The sequence below is a fragment of the Pseudomonas sp. UF-293 genome, assembly GCF_058245595.1.
This window is the reverse complement of the sequence record NZ_JBSICA010000005.1, coordinates 115,251-133,872: the sequence shown is the minus strand read 5'-3', so window position 1 is coordinate 133,872 and position 18,622 is coordinate 115,251. Positions and strand designations below refer to the sequence as shown.

The 18,622-nt window shown below is 59.4% G+C and carries 19 protein-coding genes; 6 read left to right on the top strand and 13 right to left on the bottom strand.

Translation table 11 applies throughout. The features are described from left to right. Positions 1-597 precede the first annotated feature (597 nt). A complete protein-coding gene (locus tag AC4IHP_RS08480; protein ID WP_490831446.1) occupies positions 598-1,074 on the bottom strand; it encodes a PA2171 family ribosome-binding persister protein in 477 nt (158 codons plus the stop codon). 80 nt (positions 1,075-1,154) lie between these two features. Here AC4IHP_RS08480 and AC4IHP_RS08475 point away from each other — a divergent pair, with 80 nt between their 5' ends. Continuing rightward, positions 1,155-1,301, top strand: a complete 147-nt coding sequence (locus AC4IHP_RS08475) for a hypothetical protein (RefSeq protein WP_490831445.1) — start codon at positions 1,155-1,157, stop codon at positions 1,299-1,301. Between the two features lie 28 nt (positions 1,302-1,329). On the opposite strand, the gene AC4IHP_RS08470 is transcribed toward AC4IHP_RS08475, so the two are convergent. After that, the gene (locus AC4IHP_RS08470) at positions 1,330-1,545 is read right to left on the bottom strand and encodes a PLD nuclease N-terminal domain-containing protein (protein ID WP_460118489.1); all 216 of its coding nucleotides are present in this window, start codon (positions 1,543-1,545) and stop codon (positions 1,330-1,332) included. A 170-nt stretch (positions 1,546-1,715) separates the two neighbouring features. Between AC4IHP_RS08470 and AC4IHP_RS08465 the strand changes: the two genes are divergently transcribed. Next, a complete protein-coding gene (locus AC4IHP_RS08465; RefSeq protein WP_490831444.1) occupies positions 1,716-2,843 on the top strand; it encodes a saccharopine dehydrogenase family protein in 1,128 nt (375 codons plus the stop codon). A 1-nt stretch (position 2,844) separates the two neighbouring features. After that, entirely contained in the window at positions 2,845-3,342 is a 498-nt protein-coding gene (locus AC4IHP_RS08460) for a DUF2269 family protein (protein ID WP_460118493.1), read from the top strand. Here AC4IHP_RS08460 and AC4IHP_RS08455 read toward each other — a convergent pair. Beyond that, positions 3,325-3,777 (bottom strand): thiol-disulfide oxidoreductase DCC family protein, encoded by a 453-nt coding sequence (locus AC4IHP_RS08455; protein WP_460118495.1) that lies wholly within the window; start codon positions 3,775-3,777, stop codon positions 3,325-3,327. The two genes, AC4IHP_RS08460 and AC4IHP_RS08455, sit on opposite strands and share 18 nt — an antisense overlap. Before the next feature lie 51 nt (positions 3,778-3,828). Continuing rightward, on the bottom strand, positions 3,829-4,749 hold the full coding sequence (locus AC4IHP_RS08450) for an AraC family transcriptional regulator (RefSeq protein WP_490831443.1): 921 nt from the start codon (positions 4,747-4,749) through the stop codon (positions 3,829-3,831). 88 nt (positions 4,750-4,837) lie between these two features. On the opposite strand from AC4IHP_RS08450, the gene AC4IHP_RS08445 reads away from it, so the two are divergent. Next, positions 4,838-5,806, top strand: a complete 969-nt coding sequence (locus AC4IHP_RS08445) for an oxidoreductase (protein ID WP_490831442.1) — start codon at positions 4,838-4,840, stop codon at positions 5,804-5,806. A gap of 54 nt (positions 5,807-5,860) precedes the next feature. Here AC4IHP_RS08445 and AC4IHP_RS08440 read toward each other — a convergent pair whose 3' ends face one another. Then, positions 5,861-6,736 carry a LysR family transcriptional regulator gene (locus AC4IHP_RS08440; RefSeq protein WP_460118502.1) on the bottom strand — a complete coding sequence of 292 codons (876 nt, stop codon included), beginning with the start codon at positions 6,734-6,736 and terminating at the stop codon, positions 5,861-5,863. Between the two features lie 98 nt (positions 6,737-6,834). Between AC4IHP_RS08440 and AC4IHP_RS08435 the strand changes: the two genes are divergently transcribed. Together AC4IHP_RS08435 and dctA are read left to right on the top strand one after the other, a co-directional pair. Next, positions 6,835-8,004, top strand: a complete 1,170-nt coding sequence (locus AC4IHP_RS08435) for a mandelate racemase/muconate lactonizing enzyme family protein (RefSeq protein ID WP_490831441.1) — start codon at positions 6,835-6,837, stop codon at positions 8,002-8,004. Between the two features lie 102 nt (positions 8,005-8,106). Further along, positions 8,107-9,414, top strand: coding sequence for a C4-dicarboxylate transporter DctA (gene dctA, locus AC4IHP_RS08430; RefSeq protein WP_490831440.1), 1,308 nt, complete (start codon positions 8,107-8,109; stop codon positions 9,412-9,414). Positions 9,415-9,461: 47 nt separating this feature from the next. On the opposite strand, the gene AC4IHP_RS08425 is transcribed toward dctA, so the two are convergent. From AC4IHP_RS08425 to AC4IHP_RS08390, 8 genes are all read right to left on the bottom strand, one after another. Next, the gene (locus AC4IHP_RS08425; protein ID WP_490831439.1) at positions 9,462-9,872 is read right to left on the bottom strand and encodes a DUF1850 domain-containing protein; all 411 of its coding nucleotides are present in this window, start codon (positions 9,870-9,872) and stop codon (positions 9,462-9,464) included. Next, the gene (locus AC4IHP_RS08420; protein WP_490831438.1) at positions 9,869-11,896 is read right to left on the bottom strand and encodes a TRAP transporter permease; all 2,028 of its coding nucleotides are present in this window, start codon (positions 11,894-11,896) and stop codon (positions 9,869-9,871) included. The genes AC4IHP_RS08425 and AC4IHP_RS08420 overlap by 4 nt, the downstream gene beginning before the upstream one ends. A 71-nt stretch (positions 11,897-11,967) precedes the next feature. Then, positions 11,968-12,918 (bottom strand): TAXI family TRAP transporter solute-binding subunit, encoded by a 951-nt coding sequence (locus tag AC4IHP_RS08415; protein ID WP_490831437.1) that lies wholly within the window; start codon positions 12,916-12,918, stop codon positions 11,968-11,970. An 80-nt stretch (positions 12,919-12,998) separates the two neighbouring features. Beyond that, positions 12,999-14,282: a C4-dicarboxylate TRAP transporter large permease protein DctM gene (gene dctM / locus AC4IHP_RS08410; RefSeq protein WP_016774319.1), complete on the bottom strand. Its 1,284-nt coding sequence runs from the start codon at positions 14,280-14,282 to the stop codon at positions 12,999-13,001. Then, complete coding sequence (locus tag AC4IHP_RS08405) at positions 14,279-14,911, bottom strand: TRAP transporter small permease (RefSeq protein WP_490831436.1); 633 nt, start codon at positions 14,909-14,911, stop codon at positions 14,279-14,281. The genes dctM and AC4IHP_RS08405 overlap by 4 nt, the downstream gene beginning before the upstream one ends. A gap of 62 nt (positions 14,912-14,973) precedes the next feature. After that, positions 14,974-15,969, bottom strand: coding sequence for a C4-dicarboxylate TRAP substrate-binding protein DctP (dctP, locus tag AC4IHP_RS08400; protein WP_434768609.1), 996 nt, complete (start codon positions 15,967-15,969; stop codon positions 14,974-14,976). A 168-nt stretch (positions 15,970-16,137) separates the two neighbouring features. Continuing rightward, complete coding sequence (locus AC4IHP_RS08395; protein WP_490831435.1) at positions 16,138-17,064, bottom strand: DMT family transporter; 927 nt, start codon at positions 17,062-17,064, stop codon at positions 16,138-16,140. Between the two features lie 189 nt (positions 17,065-17,253). After that, the gene (locus AC4IHP_RS08390) at positions 17,254-18,615 is read right to left on the bottom strand and encodes a purine-cytosine permease family protein (RefSeq protein WP_460118517.1); all 1,362 of its coding nucleotides are present in this window, start codon (positions 18,613-18,615) and stop codon (positions 17,254-17,256) included. Between the last annotated feature and the right edge of the window lie 7 nt (positions 18,616-18,622).

Genomic DNA, 18,622 nt, shown 5'->3' with positions numbered 1-18,622 from the left:
GCAGTGTCAGTCATAGATGATCTGATTGACCTGACGCCTTCGTGGGCAAGCCCACTCCCACCGGTTTCGTGGTTTGCCCGGAAATTCCTGACACCCAAAAACCCAGTGGCTTGCCTCAAAATTCTGAACACCCAAAAAACCAGTGGCTTGCCCCAAAAATTCCTGAACACCCACAAATCCAGTGTGGGAGCGGGCTTGCTCGCGAAAGCGCAGTGTCAGTCATAGATGATCTGATTGACCTGACGCCTTCGTGGGCAAGCCCACTCCCACAGGTTTTGTGGTTTGCCCCAAAAATTCCTGAACACCCAAAAATCCAGTGTGGGAGCGGGCTTGCTCGCGAAAGCGGAGTGTCAGTCGTAGATGATCTGATTGACCTGACGCCTTCGTGGGCAAGCCCACTCCCACAGGTTTTGTGGTTTGCCCGGAAATTCCTGAACACCCAAAACCCACTGGCTTGCCTCAAAATTCTGAACACCCAAAACCCAGTGGCTTGCCCCAAAATTCCTGAACACTCACAAATCCAGTGCGGCAGCGAGATCCATTTCGGGCGCACAAAAAAGCCCGGCATCGCTGCCGGGCCTCGGTGTCTTCAGCACTTCAAGCGGCAATCTTGTTGGCCGCCATTTCCTTTTTGTGGCTCGCCTTCATGGCTTCCATCTGTGCGCCCAGCTCTTCGAGCTTGGCTTTGCCGAGAAGCTTCTGCGCTTTGGGGAACATCTCCTCTTCTTCCTCTTCGATGTGATGCTCCAGCAGTTCCTTGACCACTTTGACGCGACCGGCGAATTCCGGTGAGCCTGGATCGGTTTCTTTCAGATCAGGCAGCACCAGCGAATCCACGGTGCGGTGCTCTTCCTTGGCTTCGTAGTACATGATGTCTTCTTCCTTGCTGCCGGCTTCCTTGAACGCAGGGTAGAGAATCTCTTCTTCGAGACGGGTATGGATGGTGATTTCCATTTCCAGTTTGCCCAGCAACTCGACGCGTTTTTTCAGCGCACGGTCGGTGGACTCGCTCAGTTGGCTGAGGATGCCTTTTACTTTTTCATGGTCGGCTTTGAGAAGGTCGATGGCATTCATTTTTTGAGGCCTCTGCTTTTCACGTATTGAACACAGCGTTCTTTTTACGCGCTGCTGTGTATTCAGGAAGAGGCTGTCGCATGACTCATGCCAACTCGCCGATCAAGCGCAACCCGCGTAAATCAAGGGCTGTCGCCGAAGCAGGCATAACGCCTTCGTGCAGGCTGCAAGATATCCGCGCGACGGACATTGCATATAACAAGCCCGGCAAAGCCGGGCTGTGGTGATGCTTGAAAAAGGGCCAGGGCCGGCGCTTCACCGGTTAGCCTGGGATGGCGAAACGCGCCCGATATGCTTGGGCCCCGCCAACGCCCAGGCGATCAGGCCGAACAGCGGCACGAACACGATCAGCACGATCCACACGCCTTTATTGCTCGATTTTCCCTCGCTTTTACGCACCCGGTTGATGGCCCAAAGCTCGATCAGCACGAGAATGACCGCCAATACGATCCACACGGTTTCGATTTGCATAGGCTTACCTCCTGATGGTCTGTGCGTTAGGCGACGAGAGGGGCGTTGGGTTCATTCTTTTTGCCCGGGACAAGCGGACGCCGTGATACCCGTTGCAAAATAAATGTCTCATTGCGGCTGCGCCCTATATCCTCTGCGCCACACGTTTGGGCTGAAACAGGGAAAGGGCAATGGCATTCAGGGTGATGGTTGTCGGTGGTTACGGCAATTTCGGCAGTATCGTTTGTCGGCATCTGGCGCTCATGCCAGAGATTGAACTGCTGCTGTCGGGCCGCGATGCGCGCAAGTTGCAGGGCAAGGTCGCTGAGCTGCAAGCGCAATCGGGCCGAGCTTGTGAAGGGTGGTGCGGTGATGCAATGGGCGCAGGTTTTCAAGCGGCGTTGCGAGAGTTGAATGTTCAGTTGGTGGTGCACACCGGCGGGCCGTTTCAGGGGCAATCCTACGCAGTGGCTGAAAGCTGCATCAGTGCCGGGGTCAATTACTGCGATCTGTCTGACTGCCGCACCTTCGTCAACGGCATTCATGTGCTCGACGCCCGCGCCAAGGAGGCTGGTGTGGCGGTGCTCAGTGGTTGCAGTTCAGTGCCGACCTTGTCTTCAGCAATCATCGATCAGCAGCGCCAGCGTTTTGCGCGAATCGACTCGATCGAGCATGGCATTTCTTCCTCGGCGAAAATGCCGGGGCTGTCCACGGTCGAGGGCGTGCTCGCCTATGCCGGTAAGCCGATCAAACAATTGAAGAACGGCCAGGTACACGAAGTACTGGGCTGGCTCGATCTGACCCTGCGCAGCATGCCGCAACTGGGCACGCGGGTGCTGGCCAATGTCGATGTGCCGGACATGGATATTTTCGCTCGCCGCTATGGCGCACAGACGCTGCGCTTCAAGGCTGGCGCCGGCCTGAAGCTCGGCGGCGTCGCCAATGCCGTGCTGGCGCAAGCCTTGCGCTTCGGTGTGGTGCGCGATCACGTGCGCTGGGCGGCGCGCTTGCATCGACTGGGCACCGGGTTCGAACGCTTCGGTGATGGCAAAAGCGCGATGTACATCGATGTTCGCGGCATTGCTGTCGATGGCCAGCCGCTGAGCATGACCGCTCAACTCACCGCACTGAATGACAAAGGCCCGGAAATCCCCAGCTGCGCCGCCGTCGCCCTTGCTACAAAAATGGCTCGGGGTTACGTGCCGCAATCTGGCGCGCGGCCGTGTGTTGGCGAAATCAGCGTCGAGGAATATCTGGCAGCAATCAACGATCCGGCCAACTTGAGCCTGTCGGTTCAATTCTCCGATGGGCAGCGTTGAGATGCTCTATCTCTGTCTGAAGTATTTGCATGTGATCGCAGCGATTTTCCTCTTTGGTTTCGGCATGGGCTCCTATCTGTACCTGATCGCCGCCAGCCGCACCCGCAACCCGCAAGTGATCGCCCATGTCGCGCGGATGGTCGTGCGTTTCGATACGTGGATCACCACGCCCGCCGGGTTCGTGCAGGTCATCACTGGCTATCTGCTGATGCGGCTTTCCGGGCTTTCGATGAGCACTGAATGGCTGCTGACTTCGCTGATCATTTTCTTCTGTGTGGGCGCGTTGTGGCTGCCGGTGCTGGTATTGCAAAAGCGTTTGCAGAGCATGGCGCTGAGCGCGGGCGAGGCTGGCCAGTCGCTGGATGATCGCTACGCGAGCACTTACCGCTGGTGGTTCTGGATGGGCATTGCCGGGTTCGCCGGGATGTTTGTCATCGTGCTGATGATGGTGACGAAGATGACGCCGCTGCAACTGCTCGGGTCAGCCGTGGGCCTTTAGAAAACGGCTTTCGTGATCCGCTGTTGGTAGCAGGCAAGTGTCGTACCTGCCGAACAGTCGATAGCGATTTAGCGCAATGCGATCGTAAGCCCAATCGCGCAGGCCGCGCGGGAAGACTCGCAGCAGTTTCAGCGGCTGCCAGCGTCCCGGCAGTTGCCCGACCACTTCCAGGAATGCATCCGAGCGCTCCCAGTAATGCCGGTCGCGAATCACCGCCATGGTGTCGAACTCATCCAGCGGCAGACCGGCCCATGCCAGCAAGGCCTGGCCCTCGGGCGATTGCACCGCCGCCAGCCGCACACGGCGCTGGCGGTCATGGCGAATCAGAAAGCGCGCCCAGCCGTTGCACAGTTTGCACACGCCGTCGAACAGCACCACAGTTTCGTCGGGCTTGAGCAGTGGCGCGGGGCTAGGGCGGGTTTTCATGGCAGGCATCGGCGGATGTCCTTGGCGGCGGTTGGCGCGATCATAACCTCGATCGTTGGGCTACAGGAGTGGGTCGCGCCGGTATTGCCCCGGCGATATTCCGTGGACTCGGCGGAAGGCAGCGCCAAACGCCGCGTCGGACAGATAGCCCAGTGAAGCGGCGACAGTCGCCACAGTGTCCCGACCATTGCGCAAGCGAAACGCGGCCACGCGCATCCGCCAGCGCGTGGCGTATTCGACCGGCGCCAGACCCATGCGTGTCTTGAACAGCGCAGCGAAACCGGAGCGCGACATGCAGGCAATCTCGGCCATTTGCGTGAGTCGCCAGGGCTTTTCCGGAGCACCGTGAACGGCGCGCAAGACGCCGGCAAGCGCCGGTTCCCGCAGCCCGCCCAGCCAGGCCAGTTGTTCGGCATCCGCGCTGTTTATGTGATGGCGCAGCGCATGGATGAAGATCAGCCGCAGCAGGTCGTTGCACATCGCCTGCGAGCCGGCCTGATGTGATGGCCACTCGCGGCCCAGTTCATCAAGCAGCCAACCGAACGACGAGGCGCCTGCGGTTTCGGCACGAATGATCAGCGAGGCGGGCAGCACATCGAGCAGCTCTGTTGCGCCTGGACCTGAGAGCGACACGCTGCCTCCCAGCAGCTCGACTTCCTCGCCGACGCCAAAGGTCGCCGAGGCGCCGTCATGGGCGAAAACATCCGCTGCATTCACCGCCTCGACGTCGGCGCCGCTGGCCAGAATGAACGGCGTGCGCGACACCACAAAACAGTCGCCGGCCCGCAGCAACTGCGCCGGCAAGCGCTGCATGCGCAACCAGCATTCGCCTCGTCGCACCACGTTGAATTTCAGTTCGATGGGTTGAAAACGCAGCGCCCACACGCCGCCAGCCTGTAGCCGAACCGAGCAGGCTGCGCGCAGTTCCGAGAGCGCCAATACGGCAGAAAGCGGATCGCCAGCAGGATTTTGGATGATCACGACAGAAACCTGGATTTATAAGACTGGTTCGTCCGTAGAGCTTAGCCAAGAATGAAGACCTTCGATAGCTCACTCAGGATTAACGCTCATGACTACGCTCCAACAACCTGTGGAATCACCGTTCAACGCCGCGAGCACAGCGGCTGAAGTCATGGCCGGCATCGATCTGCGCGGGCAGCTCGCTGTGGTCTCCGGCGGCTATTCCGGCCTGGGTCTGCTGACGGTGAAAAGCCTCGCGGCGGCGGGCGCGCAAGTCATCGTGCCGGCCAGAGATACGGCGCGGGCAGAGGTGGCATTGGCCGGTGTTGAAGGTGTCCGCGTGACGCCCATGGACCTGATGCAGGCTGAATCGGTGGCGGCGTTCAGCCAAAGCGTGGTCAGCGCGGGGCAGCCAGTGTCATTGCTGATCAACTGCGCCGGAGTCATGGCCGCGCCGTTGCTGCGCGATGCCGATGGCCATGAAAGCCAGTTCGCGACCAATCACTTGGGCCACTATCGCCTGACCTGCGGCCTCTGGCCGGCGCTGGCCAAGGCTGGGCAGGCGCGGGTGCTGTCAGTGTCCTCGCGCGGGCATCAGATTGCCGGGCTGGACTTTGACGACATTGATTTCTCGCAACGGCCGTATGACAAATGGGTCGCGTATGGTCAGTCGAAAACAGCCAATGCCTTGTTTGCCATCGCGCTGGATCGGCGCGGACGCAGTCATGGCGTTCGTGCGTTCTCATTGCATCCGGGGCAGATTCTGACGGATCTGGCACGGCACTTGAGCACGGCGGAACTCGCCGCATTCGATGCCCTGGACGAGCAGGGCCGGCCACGGCTGGATGCCCACAACGGGCTGAAAACGCTGGAGCAGGGCGCCGCGACGGGGTTGTGGTGTGCGACCAGCGCGGCGCTTGCGGATTTGGGTGGCGTGTATTGCGAAGACTGCAATGTTGCGCCGATCAATCAACCTGAAGCGGGCCGCAAGGGCGTTGCGCAATGGGCGGCGGATGCTGAACTGGCTGAGCGACTTTGGGCGGTTTCGGAGCAGTGGACGGGGCTGACCGTGGCATGACTGGAAATAAAAAGCTCAACAGTCGAAAGCCCCTCACGCTAGCCTGAGTCAACATCACCCACCCAGCTTCGCCCAGAATTCCTCGGCCGAATGACTGATCGGTGCCGTCGGGCGAGTCAGATGGATTTCCAATGGAATGTCCCAGCTTTCATCCAGCGCCCTGACCAGGCGCCCGTCGGCCATTTCCTGCTCGGTCAGGCTTTTCGGCAGCCAGGCCACGCCTTTGCTTTCCAGCGCCATCGACATCAGCACTGCCGCCAGATGGCTGCTGAACAGCGGTTTCAAATGCAGATAATCGGCCTTGCCGTGCAGCCTGTGGGCGACGATTCGGCCCAGACCGGATTCGTGGGTATAGGCCAGATAGGGCAGGGTTTCAGGGGAAGTGTCGAACTGGGCTGAAGCACTTGCCAGCGGCACGAGCACGTCTTCGCCGACCTTCTTGCCAATGAACTGATCAGGCGCCAGCAACGGCGGAACGTCAGGATGACGATGGCACAGCAGGAACTGCACCTGGCCATGAATCAACATCTGTTCGCACACGGCCATGCTGTCGGAGTGCAGGCGAACCGCGTCGATTGGCGCGCCATTCTCGGCGCTGCGCAACCAGCGTGGGAAGAAGGTGAATGACAGCGAATGAGTGGCGGCAAACTGCAGGGTTTTCGCCGCCATGCCCGCCACTTCCTGCGCCTCGGAGCGCATGCGGTAAAGGCGTCTGGCCGCTTCCTGCGCACTGGGCAGAATCTGCCGGCCGGCCTCGGTCAGCGTCGCGCCTTGCGGGGTGCGCACGAACAACTCCACCCCCATCCAGTTCTCCAGCGAGCGCACTCGGCGACTGAACGCCGGCTGCGTCACATGGCGCGCTTCGGCGGCCCGGACAAAGCTGCCGTACTCGGCCAGCGCTGAAAAATCCTCAAGCCAAACCAGTTCCAAGGGCAATGCCTCCTGTGCATAGGGCGCGGCATTAATAGCATTGGGCGGGTGTCGTCGCAACGCATAACGTTGGGTCACCACAACAAGAGGAACCCGTCATGCGTATCGTCGATATCCGTGAAAAAACCGTCTCCATCGCTTCCCCGATCGCCAATGCCTACATCGATTTTTCGAAGATGACCTGCTCGATCGTCGCGGTCATTACCGACGTGATCCGCGACGGCAAACCGGTCATCGGTTACGGCTTCAACTCCAACGGTCGCTACGGCCAGGGCGCGTTGATGCGCGATCGTTTTCTGGCGCGAATCACCGAGGCCGACCCGGAGACCCTGATCGATCACGAGAACAATAACCTCGATCCGTTCGCCATCTGGAAAACCCTGATGACCAACGAAAAACCGGGCGGGCACGGCGAGCGTTCGGTAGCGGTCGGCACCATCGATATGGCGGTGTGGGATGCGGTGGCGAAGATCGAAGGCAAACCGCTGTATCGCCTGCTCGCCGATCGTTATCGCAACGGCGTCGCCGATGACAAAGTCTGGGTGTATGCGGCGGGTGGTTATTACTATCCGGGCAAGGACCAGACCAAGCTCAAGGCCGAAATGCAGAGCTATCTGGATCGTGGCTACGACGTGGTCAAGATGAAGATTGGCGCGGTGCCGCTGGACGAAGATATCCGCCGCATTGAGGCGGTGCTCGAAGTGGTGGGCGACGGCCAGCGCCTGGCGGTCGACGCCAACGGCCGCTTCGATCTGCAGACCGGTATCGCCTACGCCGAAGCGATCAAGAAGTACAACCTGTTCTGGTACGAAGAAGTCGGCGACCCGCTGGATTATGCGCTCCAGGCCGAGCTGGCCAATCACTACGAACTGCCGATGGCCACTGGGGAAAACCTGTTCTCTCACCAGGACGCCCGCAACCTGTTGCGCCACGGCGGCATGCGCCCTGACCGAGATTACCTGCAATTCGACTGTGCGCTGTCCTACGGACTCGTCGAGTACATGCGCACCCTGAAAGTGATGGAAGAGCTGGGTTGGTCCTCGCGCCGCGTGGTGCCGCATGGTGGTCACCAGATGTCGCTGAACATCGCTGCCGGTCTGCACCTGGGCGGCAACGAATCGTATCCGGACGTGTTCCAGCCATTCGGCGGGTTTGCCGATGGCATCCGCGTGGAAAACGGCTACGTCGGGCTGCCGGATATTCCGGGGGTCGGCTTCGAAGCCAAATCTGCGCTGTATGCCGTCATGCGTGAATTGGGCGAGGGCTGATTCAGTTTCATCTGCGGCCTCGATTTCTGAGGCCGCAGCTTCAGGCGTCGTCCGCGACGCCAAAGCCACATGCCCACCACAACAATAAAATGAGGTGCTTCCGTGGAAACTTCAAAATCGCGCTGGTACAGCCAGCTCTATGTGCAAGTGCTGATCGGCATCGTCATCGGCGCTGCCATCGGTTACTTCGTGCCCGACATCGGCGCCAAGCTCCAGCCGTTTGCCGACGGTTTCATCAAGCTGATCAAGATGCTCCTGGCGCCGATCATTTTCGGCACGGTAGTGGTCGGTATCGCCAAGATGGGTAGTATCAAGGAGGTCGGCCGCATCGGTGTGAAAGCGCTGATCTACTTCGAGATTCTTTCCACCATCGCTCTGGTGGTCGGCCTGATCGTAGTCAACGTGGTCAAGCCCGGCGCCGGCATGAACATCAACGCCAGTACCCTCGATGGCAGTGCTGTCAACAAATACAGCCAGGCGGCGAGTGAGCAGGGCGGTCTGGTCGAGTTCTTCCTCAATATCATCCCGCATACCTTTCTCGGCGCTTTCTCCAATGGCGTCATGCTGCAAGTGATTCTGTTGTCGGTGCTGATGGGCGTCGCCTTGGTGCAAATGGGCGAAACCAGCAAACCGCTGATCAACACCATCGATCTGTTCCTGCAAGGTCTGTTCAAAATCGTCGCGATGGTCATGCGTCTGGCGCCGCTGGGTGCGGGGGCCGGCATGGCATTCACCATCGGCAAATACGGCATCGGCACCTTGCTGTCGCTGGGGCAGTTGCTGGTCGCGCTGTACATCACCACGCTGATTTTCATCGTCGTCGTACTGGGCGCGGTGGCGCGATGGTCGGGCATGCCGCTGATGCAGTTTCTGCGCTACTTCAAGGATGAAATCCTGATCACGCTGGGCACCTGCTCGACCGAAGCGGTACTGCCGCGAATGATGGTCAAACTGGAGAAGCTCGGCTGCAAGAAATCCGTGGTCGGCATGGTCCTGCCGACGGGCTATACCTTCAACGCGGACGGCACCTGCATCTACCTGACCATGGCGGCGATCTTCATTGCCCAGGCGACCAACACGCCGCTGACGTTCATGGATCAAATGATCCTGCTCGGCGTGTTCCTGCTGACCTCCAAGGGCTCGGCCGGTGTGGCGGGAGCAGGGTTCGTGACCCTGGCGGCGACCCTCACCACCATTCACTCGATACCTCTGGTGGGCCTGGTGTTGCTGTTGGGCATCGACCGCTTCCTCAACGAGGCGCGAGCGGTGACCAACCTGATTGGCAACGGCATCGGCACCATCGCCATTGCCAAGTGGGACAACTCCTTCGATGTCGAAGCGTGCGAGCGGGAAATCGCTGCCATGAAACACGCCAAGGCTGCACGCAAGGCGCTGCTGGCGCACAAGTAATCCGCGCAACGTGGCGATGTTGGCGACAGCTCGCCACGGTTTCCTGGCTAACCATCATGCGATGCCGATAGCGTGGTCATTTCGCAACTCCACAACTGCAAAAACGGCTGGCTGATACTAGCCGGCCCAACCCATCGGCTGACCAATTCGCACTTGCCGTCCATGCATAACTGGTAATCGCCGGCCTGCGGGGTTCGGCCCAATTGCAGTGGTTGCAGCGGCGGCAAGTGGCGTCGGAAATGCCAACTGCCGTTCTCCAGCCGAGCATCGTCGGGTATCTCCATGCCAGCGCCGTTGCCGCGAACCCTGGCCTCCTGCAGAACCAGGCCTTGGGCCGTGACGCTGTAGTCTTCTTCCCAACGGATTTTTTCGATGCTGTGGTTCCATGCCAAGGTGAAATTCGTTACCGGCAACTGGGCCCAAATGCTGCCGGCCAGACCCAGGCACAAGCCGATCATGCATTGACCGCTGCTGCGCGCCGTGAGCGCCAGAGGTGTTGCACGATGACCAGAATCCCGAGTGCGAAGCCGATTTCATCGGTCACCGGCAGTGCCACGATCAACAGGGCGCCGGCGCCGAGACTGAGCACTCGTTCCCAAAGCAGCATTTTCTGTTGTAGAAAACCGGTAGACGCCATGCCCCACAGACCAACCGCCAGAAGAGTCTTGATCAGCATGTAGGCAGTCGCCCACAAGTTGTCGCCTTGCAGCATCAGGGCCGGGTTGTAGACCGCCATGAACGGGATGACGAAACCTGCCAGCGCAATGCGCACGGCCCACAGGCTGATCTTGAAGCCGCTTTCCTTGGCGATCGGTGCGGCGGCAAAGCAGGCGAGGGCGACCGGCGGGGTCAGGTCGGCGAGGATGCCGAAGTAGAACACGAACATGTGCGACACGATCAGTGGCACGCCCAGCTCCAGCAGGGCGGGCGCTGCGATCGAGCTGGTGATGATGTAGTTGGGAATGGTCGGAATGCCCATCCCCAGCACCAGGCAGGTGATCATCGTCAGGATCAGCGACAGCAGCAGGTTGTCGCGGCCGATGGCGAGAATGTAGCCAGCGAACGTCGAAGCGACGCCGGTGAGCGAAACGATGCCGATAATGACACCGACCAGTGCGCAGGCGATGCCCACCGGTACCGCGTGGCGGGCGCCCTCGACCAGCGCGCGCAGGCAGATCAGCAGTGTTTCACGACCGCCCTTGATGAAAGCGCAGACCAGCACCAGGACGGCAATGACCGCAAAAATCACCGCGATGCCGAGCTGGAAAAAACCTGTGCAGAGCACGCCCAGGGCAATCCAGAAAGCACAACGCAGGCCAAAGCTGTGCACCCTGAAAATGATCGCCGAGCCGAGAATCACGATGGCGGTCAATGCCAGGCCGACCATGCCCGAGAACAGCGGTGTGCGCCCGGAAAACAGCAGGTAAACCAGAACCAGCAGAGGAATCAGCAAATACCAGCTGGTTTTCACCGCGCCCCATGCGCTGGGGCATTGGTCTTTGGGCAAGCCCTTGAGGTTGGAGCGCTTGGCTTCCAGATGGACCATCCAGAACACCGAACCGAAATACAGCAGGGCCGGAATCAGCGCCGCCTTGGCGATCTCGACGAAGGGCACATTGATGGTTTCAGCCATGATGAAGGCGACCGCGCCCATCACTGGAGGCATGATCTGGCTGCCCATGCTGGAGGTGGCTTCCACGCCGCCGGCGAACGCGGCGCGATAGCCAAAGCGCTTCATCAGCGGAATGGTGAATTGCCCGGTGGTCACGACGTTGGCGATCCCGGAGCCGGTGATCGTCCCCATCAACGCCGACGAGGCCACGGCCACTTTTGCCGGGCCTCCCAGCTTGTGACCGAACAAGCCCATGGCGAAGTCGGTGAACAGCTTGATCATGCCGGCCTGCTCGAGGAAAGCGCCAAACAGGATGAACAGGAAAATGTAGGTCGCCGATACGTAGGTCGGCGTGCCGTACAACCCTTCGGTGCCGAAGGACAGCTGGTTGATGATCTGGTCGAAACCGTAGCCGCGATGGGCCAGTTCGCCTGGCAGGTATTCCCCGAACAGGCCGTACGCCAGGAACAACCCGCAAATCACCGGCAGCGCGATGCCCATCACCCGTCGCGCGGCTTCGAATACCAGAGCAATCAACACGATGCCGATAACCAGATCGGCCGACGTCAGATCACCGGAACGCTGGATCAGGTCGGCCTCGAACACCCATTGATACAGCGCGGTAGCGATAGCGGCCAGGCTCAGCAGCCACGCCAGCGGTTGCCACGGACGGTCTGTGCCGCGTGCGGGATAACTGAGAAACACCACCCACAGCAGGAAGCCGACGTGCACCGCACGCAGCACCTGGCTGGAGAGAGGTGAGAAGGCTGCGGTGACGATCTGGAAAATCGAGAACAGCAACGCTACGTAAAACAGGGTTTTCGGCCAGTCCCGTGGGTTCGCGGAAATACCGTGATGCTCGTCACTCATTGGCTGCCTTCCTCATGACCACACAAAGGAATCGACGCTGCAGTGGCCGTCACGCCACTGCGCACAAGCGCTTATAACGCGCCTTTTTCCTTGTAGTAGCGTTCGGCGCCGGGGTGCAGCGCGATCGGCAGGTTTTTCGCAGCCGCTTCCAGCTTGATGTCCTTGGCCGCCGAATGGGAGTTGCCCAGGCGCGTCAGGTTGTCGAACAGCAGGCGGGTCATGCCATAGACGACGTCATCCGGCAGGTCGGCGCGGGTCACCAGAATATTGGTGATTGCCACGGTAGGCACGGCTTCGGCCTGTCCGTCGTAGGTGTTGGCCGGGATCATTGCGCTCTGATAGGCCGGATTGCCGATTTTTGCCACCACTTCGCTCGGGATAGCCACGTAGTTCAGCGGCATCACCGAAGCCAGGTCACGGATGGCGGCCATGCCCAGCCCCGACGATTGCAGGGTGGCATCCAATTGCCGGTTCTTGATCAATTCCACCGATTCGGCAAACGGCAGATATTGCACCTTGCCCATGTCCTCGTAGGTCAGGCCGGCCGCTTTGAATATCGCCCGCGCATTCAATTCGGTGCCGGATTTGGGCGCACCGACCGAAATGGTCTTGCCCTTGAGATCGGCGAGGGTTTTGATCCCCGACTCCTGGCTGGCGACGATTTGAATGTAATTGGGATAGGCGCCGCCCAAGGCGCGCAATTTGGTCAGTGGTGCTTTGAAACCGGCGTCTTCCACGCCGTTTTTGGCGTCGGCGACTGAGTCGCCCAAAGCCAGGGCCAATTCGCCGCGACCGGCCTGTAGCAGGTTGAGGTTTTCTACCGACGCTTTAGTGGCCTGCACCGATGTCTTCGAGCCGGCAATGCCGTCGCTGTAGATTTGCGACAGGCCGACCCCGATCGGGTAGTAAACCCCGCTGGTTCCGCCGGTGAGGATATTGATGAACACGGGCGCCGCCTGCGCAGCACTGCTAAGGGTCAGCGTGGCGGCGGCCAGCAGGGCAAAGCGTGTTTTGACTCGCATGGGAGCACTTCTCCGTCTTGTTATGGTTTTAAGCAGAGTGATTGCACTTTAGTCGATCCCGGCTGAACGTGATCGCCACTTCAGTTCATCCCCAGCCAGTTCGGCAGCACCAGTGAGATCCAGGGTACGTAGGTAATCAGGATCAGGAACAACAGCAGAATCGACAACCAGGGCATCGCGGCTTTAACCGTGGCGGGCAAGGACATGCCGGTTACCGCCGAGGTCACGAACAGGTTCAGGCCCACCGGTGGCGTGATCAGGCCGATCTCAAGGTTGACCACCATGATGATGCCGAGGTGAATCGGATCGATGCCCAGTTTCATCGCGATAGGGAAAAGGATGGGCGCCAGGATCAGGATGATCGCTGACGGTTCCATGAACGCGCCGGCAATCAACAGCACAATGTTGACCACCAGCAGGAACGTCACCGGCGTCAGGCCGGCGTCGATCACCCAGGCAGTGATTTGTTGAGGTAACTGTTCGGTGGTCAGCACGTGGGCGAACAGCATGGCGTTGGCAATGATGAACATCAGCATGATGCTCAGCTTGGCCGAGTCGAGCAGAACCTTGGGGGTCTCGCGAAAGGTCAGATCCTTGTAGACGAACAAAGCGATGAAGGCCGAATAGACGGCTGCCACTGCGGCAGCTTCGGTCGGGGTGAACATGCCCGAATAGATGCCGCCGAGGATGATCACCATCAGCAACAGGCCCCAGATTGCCTTGCGTGCCGTGCTCAGAAACTCGCGAAGCGTTGCACGCGGCAAGGCGGGGAGATTTTTCTTCACCGCGACGATGTAGATCGCCACCATCAAAGCGGTGCCCAGCAGCAGGCCAGGCACCACGCCGGCCATGAACAGCTTGCCCACGGAGGTTTCTGTCGCGGCGGCGTAAACCACCATCACAATCGACGGCGGGATCAGGATGCCCAGCGTACCGGCGTTGCAGATGATCCCGGCGCCGAAGGCCTGCGGGTAGCCGGAGCGGACCATTCCGGCAATCGCAATCGAGCCCACCGCAGCGACCGTGGCGGGACTTGAACCGGAGAGTGCGGCAAACAGCATGCAGGCCAGCACCGCCGCAATGGCCAGGCCGCCGCGAATATGCCCGACACAGGCGTTGGCGAAGTCGATCAGCCGGCGGGCGACGCCACCGGTGGTCATGAAGGCCCCGGCCAGCAGGAAGAACGGAATGGCCAGCAGCGTGTAGTGTTCCGAGGTCTCGAACAGTTTGATCGCCAGCGAGCGCACCGAGTCGGGACTGAAGAAAATGATCGTCAGGGAGCCGGCCAGCCCCAGTGAAATGGCGATCGGCACGCCGATGAACATCAAGGCGAACAGGGCCACGAACAGGAAGGCGATGGTCATGGCTTGTCATCCTCGTGTTCGGCTAGTTTCAGCGCGTCGGCCGCTTCATCGGCCAGCCCGAGGCCGGTCTGACGGTTGAGCAGGATGCGCAGGAGAATTTCAGCGAAGCGGATGAACACCAGCGCGAAGCCCAGCGGCACGATCAACCCGACATGCCATTGCATGACGCCGAAATGGCCGAGATCCTCGGCGCCGATACCGGCGTTCATCAAGGTTTCAATCCATTCGAAGCTGGCGACGCCGAGCAGTCCCGCGTAGGCCAGGCAGCAGAGGCAGGCGAGGATGCCGATGTAGCGCTGCACCGATCTGCGTGCCAGTTTGACCAGTGCGTCGACACCGATATGCCCGGCGGTACGCACGCCATAAGCCAGGCCGAAAAAAATCAGCCAGCCGAACAGCGCTTTGGTCAGGGCTGTGCTCCAGGTCATGGCCTGCGCCATGCCCATGATCTGATCGCCCACGGCGAACAGCGGGACACTCGCTGCCGGCCAATGATCGGCGAGCCAGTAAAACTGACTGTAGAAGTTATTGAGGATCACGTAGACAAACGTGACGAGGGTCATGGCCGCCAGAAGGAAGACGATGAAGCCTTCCTCGAAGTGTTCCCAGATTCGCCGAAGCGCTTTCATGGATGGCATCTCACGTCGAGTGAAGACGGGCAGGCGCCGACTTGGCGGCGCCTGCCTTGCGATTATTGCGCCTGGTTTGCGGCTTCGGCAGCAGAGATCAACTCAGGGCCGATTTCGCCTTCGAACTTCTTCCAGACCGGTTTCATCGCATCGCGCCATTGCGCACGTTCTTCTGGCGTAAGCGTGATGATTTCCGTGGTTTTGGCGGCAAGGATGCGTTGCTTGTCACCCTCGTTCAGTTGCTGGGCTTCCTTGTTCACGTGAGTGGTGACTTCCACGACAATCTTGTCCAGTTCGCTGCGCACGTCGGGTGGCAGGCCGTTCCAGAATTTGGTGTTGGTGATCAGCATGTAGTCCAGTACACCGTGGTTGGATTCGGTGATGTATTTCTGCACTTCATGCATCTTCTGGCTGTAGATGTTCGAGTAAGGATTCTCCGCCCCGTTGACCACACCGGTCTGCAGGCCTTGATAAACCTCGGCAAAACTCATCTTGCGCGGATTGGCGCGCACCGCCTTGAACTGCTCTTCCAGCACCGCCGAGGCCTGCACGCGGAACTTCAGGCCGCGCGCATCAGCGGGCACACGCAGTGGCTTGTTGGCCGACAGTTGTTTCATGCCGTTGTGCCAATAAGCCAGGCCGGTGATGTTTTTGCTTTCCATGGATTTGAGCAGGCCCTGACCCTGCGGGCTCAGTTGAAAACGGTCGACAGCGTTGATGTCATTGAAGAGGAAGGGCAGGTCGAACAGCTGCACGGTCTTGGTGTACTGCTCGAACTTGGCCAGCGACGGCGCAATCATCTGCACATCGCCGAGCAACAGCGCTTCCATTTCCTTGCCATCACCAAAGAGCGAGGAGTTGGGATACACCTCGACCTTGACCTTGCCCGGCAAGCGTTCCTCGACCAGTTTCTTGAACAGCAACGCACCTTGCCCCTTGGGCGTCTGGTCAGCGACCACATGCGAGAACTTGATGATCACCGGGTCTGCCGCCATGGCCGGGTTCATGCTGCTTACCGCCAAAGCGCAGGCAAGTGCGCTGAACAGAGATCTGAGCATCTGGGTGATTCCTCTTGTTTTTATTGTGATGACCGCTCGACGCGCTGAACGCGTTCAAGTGCCGGGACATGTTCAAGTCTAGGCAGAAATATCTGATTTGCCGGGGAATTGACGAGAAAGGGCAAAACACTGTCGGAAGGCCTGACTGGTCAACTTTCACAGGAGAAGTTACTGGCCATCTTTTTCGGCGCGGATGACCAGCAAGCCGGCAATCAAAATCAACGCCATTCCTGCCCATGTAAAAATATCCGGGACCTCGTGGAACAGCACGTAACCCCAAAGACAGGCAAAAACCAGGTAGGCGTAATCAAACGTGCCGATCAGTGCCGCAGGCGCGATTTGATAAGCCTTGGCGGTAGCGGTGTTGATGAAGACCAGAGCGCAGGCATAACAGAAGATGAACAGCGTCACTTGCCAATCAAGCGTTTGCCATGGGGAGAGTAGAAAACCGGCACTTGTGGCAGTCGTGTCACTGACCATCAGCGAAGCGATACCGCCGATGCTGGCGGCGACGAGGAAAGCGGTATTCAATCCCAGGGCCAATACCAGTGGATGTTCACTGCGACAGTGTCGGCGCGTCACTACCATCGCAAGCGCGTAGAACACAGCAGCGATGACGGGCAGCAGCGTTGCGAGAACGAAGATGTCCGAGCCTGGACGTAACACCGTTGCGACACCCGCAAAGCCTGTTCCTATCGCCACCCAGCTACGCAGTGATAACGGCTCACCTCCATAAAGGGTGGAAAAAAGCGCAATGAACAGGGGCGTCGTGTAGATCGCCACGGCAGCGACTGATAATGGAATCAGCGGTAATGCCGCGTAGTAGGTTACCCACATCAACAAAAGCAGGATGCTCCGGACGGTCACCCAGTACAGCGATGTAATCCCTTGGCGGCCCGATCTGATGCGTCTGCCGAGCCAGACGCCAAGGGCGGGAACCGATAGACAAGACACCAAGAGAAACAGCTGCCAGAGCGGTAAGCGAGTGCTGAAGTATTTGACCGCTGCATCGGCCAGGGAGAGCAGAAAGACAGCAGCGCTGATCAGCACTATGCCCTTGGAAACGCTGTCGCTGCTCGCATTGTGCTTGCTCACGCACCGTGCTCCTGTTCCGTCAGTGATTGCGATCCTAGCAGACGTTCGTGCATTACAGATGGTTAAGGTCCGGCACTGCGTATGAGATGCGCATGCCCTGACGGGCTGGTTCGAAGAGGGGCTGACGTCTGCGCTGACAGACCTCAGCCCTTGTTTCCGGGCTTTGGAAAGCAGATCTGTTCTGCTCAGTCAGACTCCCGTTGCCTTGAGCAACAGCGAACCGCGCCGGCGCATGAGGGCGTAGTAAGCGCACGCAGGGAACAGCAAGCCAACGGCCCACGCCAGGTCTACGCCTTGCAGGCTGGTGGCAACAGGCCCGACGTACATGGAGGTGTTCATGAACGGAATTTCCAGAGCAATGGTGCAAAGGAATACTGCGATTGCTGTCCAGTTCACCCGACCGTAGATGCCTGCCGGATCGAAGATGTCGGCAATCCGGTAAACGCCTTTGCGCAGCGCGTAGTAGTCGACAAGATTGATCGCCGTCCAGGGGATCAGAAAGTAGCTCATGAAAAAAATGAAATTCAGGAAGAACTGCAGAAAGTCGTCCTGCGCCAAAGTGCATAAACCGGTTGCGATCGTGCAGATGATCAGCAGGAATCCCGCACGTACAGACGGGGTGATTTTGAGCGCAGAGAAAGGCTCGATCATCGTGACCGTCGACATGAAAGCGCCATACAGGTTGAACACGTTGATGGCGATCTGGCCGTAAAGCACGAATGCCACCATCAACAGCGTGCCTCCTCCGAGCAGGCCTATAAGATGCAGCCCGACGTTATCGGAGAACCCCACCATGCCCTTGGCCAGCACGGCGCCTAACAACATCATCCAGCTTCCGCCGATAACGGTACCGGCGTAGCTGTACCAGAACACTTGGCGGGTGGATGTGTCGCTCGGCAAATACCGAGAGTAATCCGCCACGTAAGGTGCGTAGGACAATTGCCAAGTGACCGCGATACTGACGGAGGCGAGGAAGCTGACCAGATTGAAACCCTGCGCGGTCCATTGGCCGGTCTCTATCGGCAGCGCGAGGGCGAGCAGGGTGGCGATGCCGAACACGGCAATCGAAACCAACGAGAGCACCTTCTGCACGCGATGGATCAATTGGTAGCCGAACAGCGCGACCAGGAAGCATGCCGCGCCCAGCAGAGCGATGTTGCCAGCGGTGCTCAACGGGCTAAGGTTGCTGACCGCCTGAGCAGCCAACAGCGTGTTGCTGACGAAAAAGCCCAAGTAAATAAGCATGACGAACAGCAGCGGGACGATAGCGCCGAAAACCCCGAATTGTGCCCGGCTCTGGATCATCTGCGGAATACCCAGTCTCGGCCCCTGCGCGGAGTGCGAAGCCATAAAGATTGCACCAATCAGCGAACCGATAAGGATCGATAGCGCACTCCAGAAAAGATTGAGTCCCAGGCTGATGGGCAACACTCCAGCCGCTACCGTGGTGATGTTGGCGTTGGCACCAAACCAGACGAAGAACAGGGAACGTGGCCGACCGTGACGCTCGCTCTCAGGGATAAAGTCGATGCTGCGTTTTTCAACTTTCATGTCTGTT